The sequence below is a fragment of the Oceanispirochaeta sp. genome (assembly GCF_027859075.1).
Taxonomy (GTDB): Bacteria; Spirochaetota; Spirochaetia; order DSM-2461; family DSM-2461; genus Oceanispirochaeta.
Window position 1 is genome coordinate 1 of the sequence record NZ_JAQIBL010000230.1, and the last position, 2,128, is coordinate 2,128.

Annotated in this window: 1 protein-coding gene and 1 pseudogene; both read left to right on the top strand. The window is 47.0% G+C overall.

Features of this window, described 5'->3' with window-relative positions; genetic code table 11:
• On the top strand, positions 1–1,354 hold a 1,354-nt coding region (locus PF479_RS12695; RefSeq protein ID WP_298007168.1), incomplete at its 5' end, for an ATP-binding protein.
• Positions 1,351–2,128, top strand: a pseudogene (locus PF479_RS12700) (phosphomannomutase/phosphoglucomutase); the annotation flags it as partial. The gene PF479_RS12695 and the pseudogene PF479_RS12700, both read left to right, overlap by 4 nt.

A 2,128-nucleotide genomic window follows, 5' to 3' on the forward strand; every position in this document is an offset into this window, starting at 1 on the left:
CTCTGTCAGTTACTGGATAGAAGAAGCAGGCACGCTTATCGTCGCCTTTATTCTCTTTGCTATAGCGGCGGCTCTACTTTTAACGGGGCTTGTCTTCCTGATTGTCTCCATTGAAATGCGTCAGTATCAGGTTCCTATCAGAAAGCTTCTCAAACTGACGGCTGATGCAGCAAGGGGCGGTATTTCCAAAATCAATGTGGATACAAGCAGTACAGAACTGGCACAGCTGGTTGAGAATTTTAACTCTCTGGTTGACCGCTATACGACCCTGACAGAATCGGACAACAAAAAGTACAGCAGGATCAATACTCTGCTCTCCAATCTGAAAACAGGTATTCTCATGCTGGATAAAGACAATGCTGTTACTCTTGTGAATCCCCGGGCTGAAGATATGTTGAACCTGAATAAATTGAGTCTGTTCAATGTCCGGAATACCAGTGATTCTCATAATGATAATTTTGAAAAAATTCTTAAAATATCAGACTCGGTTAATCAAAAAAAGGAATCATCCCACATCATATTGACAACTCCCGGCGCCCGCATTCTGGATGTGAGTGTGGAAGCTGTCTATAACAAATACAAACCTTATGAACACAGCGGGGCCCTTGTTATTCTCCGGGATGTGACAGAGATGAGGCGGCTGGAACAGTTGAAGGATGATTTTGTAGCGAATGTCTCCCATGAGCTGAGAACTCCCCTTACTTTGATTAATGGATTTGTTGAAACTCTCAAATCATGGAAGATCCTGAGCGACGATGACCGTCAGACCGCATTGAATATTATAGAGGTGGAGACGGAACGGTTAAAAAAGCTGATCAACGAACTCCTGCTTTTATCCAGGATAGAAGGGGATATGACCGAAGCCACAAGGAGTTTCATCGATGCTCCCGGTATCATCAGAGATGTTGTCAAAGCCCTGGAGCCCTTGAGAATAGAAAAAGATATCTCCCTGGAACTGGATCTCCAGGAAACCGAGGCTTCCTACAGCGGTGTAATCAGCTGGTATCGGCAAATCGTATTCAACCTCTACCATAATGCCCTCAAATACAGTCCGGAAGCAGGTCATATTCATATGTCTCTGAAAGAAGAAAAGGGTTTTCTGGTCCTGACTGTTTCTGATGACGGAGTCGGAATACCAGTAGAGGAGCAGGAAAAAATTTTTGACCGGTTCTATAGAGTTGAGAAGTATCAGAATCGGAAAATTTCAGGTAGTGGTCTCGGGCTGACCATAACCAAGCATATGGTCGTCGAATTCGGCGGAACCATTGATCTGCACAGCGAGGAAGGCCGGGGCTCAAGCTTCAATGTCAGAATCCCCAGTGATCAACTTCAATCCAACAGGAGTCCTGAATGAAACAAAGCCATTGTCTGAACAGTGAAATACTCAAAGCCTGTGATATAAGAGGAATAGTAGAGAGGGAACTCAATGAAAGGGATGCATATTTCATTGGACGATCCTACGGCACTGTCCTGGCTCGGAAAAAACTGAAACGCTGCGTGCTGGGATATGACGGCCGTCTCAGTTCTCTCAATCTGAGTGAGTCTTTTATCCGCGGCCTCATTGAATCCGGAATCCATGTCATCAATCTGGGACTTGTTCCCACACCCCTTGTGTATTTTGCCCTTTATCATCTCAATGCCGATGCAGCCGTCATCGTCACAGCCAGTCATAATCCTCCCGAATATAACGGCTTTAAAGTCCTCACACAGGAGGGACCCTTTCATGGAGAGACTCTAAGGAAACTGGGAGTTCTCTGTTCTCAGGGAGATTTTACTGAAGCTGAGGGACGTCTGGAAAGTATGAACCTGATAAATGAATATATTACTTATCTGGGAACATTTGTTGACGATCCCCCTGGCGGACAGCCGGGGATGAAAGGCCTTTCTGTCGTCTGGGACCCGGGAAACGGGGCAGCCGCAGCCGTTCTGGCCCCCTTTCTGGCCAGTCTGCCGGGACATCATACATCCATCTGTGATGAAGTGGACGGCCGCTTTCCTCATCACCACCCCGATCCCAGTCTGGAACAGAATATGATGCATCTGAGGGACGCCGTGGCCAAAACAGGAGCCGATCTGGGCATTGCCTTTGACGGTGACGGAGACCGTATCGGAGTGGTGGACAGTGAGG